This window comes from Erwinia sp. (assembly GCF_031978025.1).
In the GTDB taxonomy this organism is placed as follows: domain Bacteria; phylum Pseudomonadota; class Gammaproteobacteria; order Enterobacterales; family Enterobacteriaceae; genus Erwinia.
On the sequence record NZ_DALZCD010000284.1, the window covers coordinates 1 to 5,412 of the forward strand.

5 protein-coding genes are annotated in these 5,412 nt (G+C 44.3%); all 5 read right to left on the reverse strand.

The features are described 5' to 3' along the window. Positions 1 to 112 precede the first annotated feature (112 nt). Positions 113 to 793: an ankyrin repeat domain-containing protein gene (locus RTK32_RS18305; protein ID WP_409451114.1), complete on the reverse strand. Its 681-nt coding sequence runs from the start codon at positions 791 to 793 to the stop codon at positions 113 to 115. A gap of 718 nt (positions 794 to 1,511) precedes the next feature. Further along, positions 1,512 to 2,252 (reverse strand): ankyrin repeat domain-containing protein, encoded by a 741-nt coding sequence (locus RTK32_RS18310; RefSeq protein WP_312046494.1) that lies wholly within the window; start codon positions 2,250 to 2,252, stop codon positions 1,512 to 1,514. Positions 2,253 to 2,260: 8 nt separating this feature from the next. Beyond that, on the reverse strand, positions 2,261 to 3,559 hold the full coding sequence (locus RTK32_RS18315; RefSeq protein WP_312046496.1) for a PAAR-like domain-containing protein: 1,299 nt from the start codon (positions 3,557 to 3,559) through the stop codon (positions 2,261 to 2,263). After that, entirely contained in the window at positions 3,552 to 4,706 is a 1,155-nt protein-coding gene (locus tag RTK32_RS18320; protein ID WP_312046498.1) for a DUF2169 domain-containing protein, read from the reverse strand. The genes RTK32_RS18315 and RTK32_RS18320 overlap by 8 nt, the downstream gene beginning before the upstream one ends. A 2-nt stretch (positions 4,707 to 4,708) precedes the next feature. Beyond that, positions 4,709 to 5,412 (reverse strand): bacteriophage T4 gp5 trimerisation domain-containing protein (locus RTK32_RS18325; RefSeq protein ID WP_409451113.1); only part of this gene is annotated, 704 nt, incomplete at its 5' end.

Here is a 5,412-nt window from a genome sequence, read left to right on the forward strand (position 1 = left end):
CAAAGCAATCTATGAAAATTTGGATATTAAAGAACAACACAGCCTTTTCTAACCAGTAAATCCGAAAAAAACGATTGAAATCCTCATCAAATTACTTTGTCTTTATTATTATTTAATAAGGCTGCGGAGGCCACTTCATACCTTTTTTTATAGCAATAACCCGAATTTCTTCTAGTTTTGATCCTGTTTTACTTTTAACATCACCCTCCCTGTTTATTGTTTTTTCAAGCATATTACCAAATTGCCAACCATTGACTGTTTTAACTGAAGGATCTGCGCCATTTAACAACAACCATTCAACCTGATCCAACTGCATACTTGCTAATGCCTCAATTAAAACGTTTTGTCCTAAACTATCTTTTTTGTTGACGTCGGCACCTTTTTCAACCAGTAACTTCAAAACATTAAAACTGTGTTCTGTAGCCGAGTAAAAAATTATGGGTGTATCTTCAACAATGGCGTTGGGACTCATGCCGCCTTCAAGGAGTGCTTCCATGTAAACCGGACTATCAGACCGTGCCACAACCTGTGCAACACTACCCATATCCGGAACCTGTTGCAGAGGATCTGCACCGGCTTTTACTAACAGGGTAACAATATCCAGACTATCTTTTTTATTATTCGCCGAAGTTTGCAACGCATACATAAGCAACGTCATCTCTTTAGCGCCGGGCTTGTTAAGGTCGGTATTTTTAGCAAGGCGCTCAACGTCCTTGACTCTGACATCACTGATAGTCTGAGCCAGCTCAAGCTGCGTACCGCTAAAATACTCTTCCGCCGGAGGTACTTTCATGTTTGAACATCCTAAAATCATTCCTGCCAGAGATGCGACAGCCATAACAACCACTGATTTCATGAACCAACTTTTAAAATTCCTCATTACTTTCCTCATAAACTGTTTAGTATTGCCTCATCATGGCTTTTCTCCATTTCAATACAGGGAATAACCTGACTCATAAGATGTCTGTTAACGGGATCGCCCTTCGTACCATCCATGTGAGGCTTGTTCACGATTACCGCTGGTAACGCGGCGATTACACTTAAGAGGGAGTAAGGATTTAAATGTTTTAACAGAGGGAAACTAAACAAGTAAAGTCTATTTAATAAAGGATAAATCAATTAAAAATTTAATTATCATTTAATTGAGAAGGAGTTATATCCTAACCTCTATTTCTTGCAATTAATTCAGCATCAAAACTTTCAGCTATACTAACTTTCAATCCAGCAGTATTGTTTATACATTCAGTTTTACCGCTCAATTTCAAAGCAACGCCCCCATCTTTCCAGCAGAGTTTCTGACTATCTCTACAATATCAAAATATCGCTCTAATTTGTTTATTTGTTTATTTGTTTATTTGTTTATTTGTTTATTTGTTTACAATGAAAAAATCAACCGAAATTATAAATGGAAATCAAGAAAAATTAAAAACTGAAAACGCTCGACCCAGGCATACTGAATAATTATAAAAGATAGCCATCCATTAAAAAATGGCTAACCTTACATTTTAAAACTATTTCATCCCTTTTTGAATTGCTAACTCTTTAATATGCTGTAACTTTCTTTTCTCAGAGGGATTTTCCACTTCACTAATTCCATCCTGAAGCTTTGAACGAAAACCTGAACCAAGATTATTTACAGCATTAGGATTCGCGCCATGATTAAGTAGATATTCAACTGCATGTAATTGCATTACATCTATAGCATCCATAATAGCCGTTCTACCTACGCCATTAGTAGCATTAACATCAGCATTGTAATGCACCAGAACTTTCATGTTATCAATGGTTTCATCGTTAGCAGTATAAAAAATTATTGGCGTGGTTCGATATTTAGCATCGGCACTCATCCCACCTTCTAATAGTGCTTTTAAATATAAAGGAGAATCGGCTTTAGCTGCAAAAACTGCTACTGACATCATATCTGGAACAGGCTGTACAGGATCTGCACCTGCTTTAACTAATAATGAAAGTATATGCAAGCTTTTATCATTCTTTGAAGTTGCCTCCAGCAATGAATAAAAAAGAAGAGTCATGTCTTCCTTAGCAGGACGATTTAAATCAGTTGTGTGTAGTAAGGACTGCACTTCATTTAAATTTTCTTCATGGATAGCCTGTGCGAGCCTGAGCTGGCTTCCACTGAAGTATTTTTCCGCCGGTTTATTTTTCATAGCATAGCATCCTGTCATAAATAAAGATAAAATTAACGTAACAATCAATGGAATCGTCTTCTTGGTTTTTTTGAAAAAGAACATGTAAACTCCTATAGTGTGTTCAGAATATTTTCATCGATATCTTTTTCAGCTTCGATGCAAGGTATTACCTGAATCATCCCATGTCTTGCTACCGGATCGCCTTTCCCACCGTCCATGTCATGCTTTTTGCCTACAGAGTCAGGTAGTTGTGCAAGTAGCCCGCCTACAGACAATCCTGCCACCCCTCCTACAAGACCTCCCATTTTTGCGCCCAGCGCTGCAGTTGTTCCCATTAATGCCAGCCCTCCCCAAAATCCAGGTTCTTGTACGGCGGTTAAAATTTCTCCTTTTACTCTGTAAGCATTAATGTTCTCATTAGAACCTGTATAATAATTTTTACCGCCGTACTTTTCTACTGTGCCTGGATTCAGACCAGCGGCATTGTACGTCCATCCTGGACGACCACTTGAGCGTGAACATGCCGATGCCAAACCTCCTCCTAAAGAGTGGCCTGTGCAATCAACAGGCAAAGAACTGGCTCTTATTTTTTTTCCTATACTTACAGATTGTTGATAATAAGGTGATTTGAAACCCATTCCTTGATACGCATTGTTTTTCCAGTCTTCACCAGAAGTCATTCTGGTTCCTCTAAATACAACAGATGCGGACATATCTTTGCCAAAAACGGCCTCATCAGGTTGATATACTTTCACTTTAAGTCCGGCTGCATCTTTATTTTCCAGATCTTCTTCTGTTAAGCCATACTTACTCAGTTCTTCAGGGTTATTGCTTATATCTTTCCAACCTTCAGGTGGTAATTCTGGAGAAGGTGAATTACTTTCTGTTCCATACACATCTTTAGCCAGGCGTGCCTTTTCCACCCCAGTATTGTTCAGCTCAAGCCGCTCTGCTGCCGCACGAACTTTAGGATCGCTGCTCTGTTTACCTTTCGCAATCAGCGCCTTCCGTCGCTCCCATGTCTCTCGTTTGGTCAATGCTCCCCCGCGGCCACCTGTTGCTTTACCATTCATGGCAAACAGGTCGCTAACGCGGTTCATGGCATGGCCGCCGATAAAGGTGTCCGGGCTGTGTTCAATTGACCAGCAGTCGCCTTCTACCGTGCCGCTGACCACACCCTTATTGCTGCCTGCCGCGTCGCCAATCGTTGTAGGCACAAAGCTTTGCTCGTAAACAAAAGCGGGACGACCCTTAAAATTAACAGAGTTCACCGTGTTGGTCGCGGGAGCCAGAGTAGTGGTGACCGGATAGGGCACCGGCGACGGTATGCCTGGTGTAAAACAGGCGTCCGGTGCCATACCCACAACTTTATACGCGCCGTCTTTGCGAGCCGCATAATTCTCAGCCATGTGTTTTTCCTTCCTGAAGCTTCCCCAGTAGGCACGGCGGCAGCGGCACAAACTCCTGGGAATGCGGGTCGCCGTTCAGCCTGGTTGCCAGCGCCAATTGCTGTTCGCGCTGTTCTGCGGCAATAAAGCGTAGCTCCGTGACTACTGGTTCCATTAGTTCAGAAGTGGTCACCCGATAGCTGCAATGCACTTTTTTTGTCGCCAAATCGATAACCAGCGTATCCAGCAACATATCTTTAGCTACGCCAGCGCCTTTTAGCGTTGTGATAAAAACGAATAGAGTTTCAACCGGCACACTGAACTGAATATGCTGGTTTTTTATCTCGCTGGCGGCAATCAGATAGCGCAGCTTAACCGGCAACGATTTAAGAGGCTGTGGAAAAGGGAATTGCATATAAGGATGTGCGCCACACCAGTAATCAAAACTAAAATCCTGCGGCAATAGCGGATGCCTCTCCTTCTGCCATTTTTTGTCGTAGCTGCCCGCATATTCAATACGCCCCTGCCAACCACGCCCATAAAAACCGAAGCCTGCAGGTTGCGTAATACGATCGATTTTTTCAACTGGTTGCGTAACCCATTCAATTTGCGGCGCGGCAAGGCGTTGGGCTTTAGTTTTTTTCAGCAGAGCTGGCGGATACCACCCCATTCCAACCGTATTCGCAGGGGAAGCGATAATGTCTTCGCCCTCGGGCTGATAAAATCCGCCAGCGGCATATTCATAACGTATATCCAACGAGGTAAGGGGCTGAGCGTCGCTGAGCTGCCAGCTTGCGAGCATTTTTCGCCATTCGCGCGCGCCGTTAATTCTGAGCAACCGGGTAATATCACCAATCTGTATACCTGCGGTAAAAGCTTTGACCGGCTTATCCTCAGGCGCCCAGGCGGTAGCGTTAATGACCACGTCCAGGCGAGGTTTATAAGGCGCCAAATCGCTTTCGAAACGGGTGCTACTGCGCCCCGTCTCACCAAAATAGCTATCCTGCTCGACCAGCTCGCCCTGATCTTCGCAAAGCGTCAGCGTGCCACTGTGAATATTGAGGTCATAGCTCAGGCGGGCGACCACGGTAGTGAAACCATGATCGTGCTGGTCCAGAGACTCAAAAAGCAGCGCCGGAAAAGGCGTCAGGTTTTTAAAATTTTCCATAATCAGTTGATATCTATCTGCTTGCCATCAAGGTCAATCATTTTTTCGCCGATCAGTTTCAGCTTAGTGCCGCTCAGGGTGATGGTGCCGTCTTTTTCCATCACAATCATCGCTTCTCCACACACCAGCGAAATCTTATCTTCCGCACTGTAGTCAGCGGTTGTGCCTGCGGAAAGCGAGATATCTTTGCCACTGCTGACAGAATATTTCATACCCACGTTATGCATCTGCATCGCGCCAGTATTTGTCATCCATCCTGCTCCAATGTTCAGCATATAGGCCGCGCCAATATTGGTATTTTGCGCCAGTCCGACATTAAGCATGGAGGCCAGCGCGATAGTTTCCGCCTTAGCTTGATCCACCTGCAGCACCTGATTACCGTTGATGGTGACAGCCTGATTCTGCCCGATACGCACTTTTTCATTCATATCCACCGTTTCCGTGCGGTTGCTGTGCACGGTGATGGTTTCGTTGCCGTCGACCGTTTCCGTCCGGTTCTGATGCACGGTGATAGTTTCGTTCTGATCGACCTTTTCGGTACGGTTTTTCTTTACGTGAGTGGTTTCGTTACCGCCAATGGTTTTGGTACGGTTACTGCCCACAAAGCGCGTTTCATCGTTTTCAATTTCGGTATCCATATTGCGTTCAGCATGGATCCACACCTGCTCCTCGCCCGCCTTGTCCTCAAAGCGCAGCGCGTTGGCGT

What these genes read in the sequence shown, in the direction of transcription:
- RTK32_RS18315 (WP_312046496.1), bottom strand. Translation starts at nt 3,559, where the DNA reads ATGGCTGAGAATTATGCGGCTCGCAAAGACGGCGCGTATAAAGTTGTG.
- RTK32_RS18310 (WP_312046494.1), bottom strand. Translation starts at nt 2,252, where the DNA reads ATGTTCTTTTTCAAAAAAACCAAGAAGACGATTCCATTGATTGTTACG.
- RTK32_RS18320 (WP_312046498.1), bottom strand. Translation starts at nt 4,706, where the DNA reads ATGGAAAATTTTAAAAACCTGACGCCTTTTCCGGCGCTGCTTTTTGAG.
- RTK32_RS18305 (WP_409451114.1), bottom strand. Translation starts at nt 793, where the DNA reads ATGAAAGTACCTCCGGCGGAAGAGTATTTTAGCGGTACGCAGCTTGAG.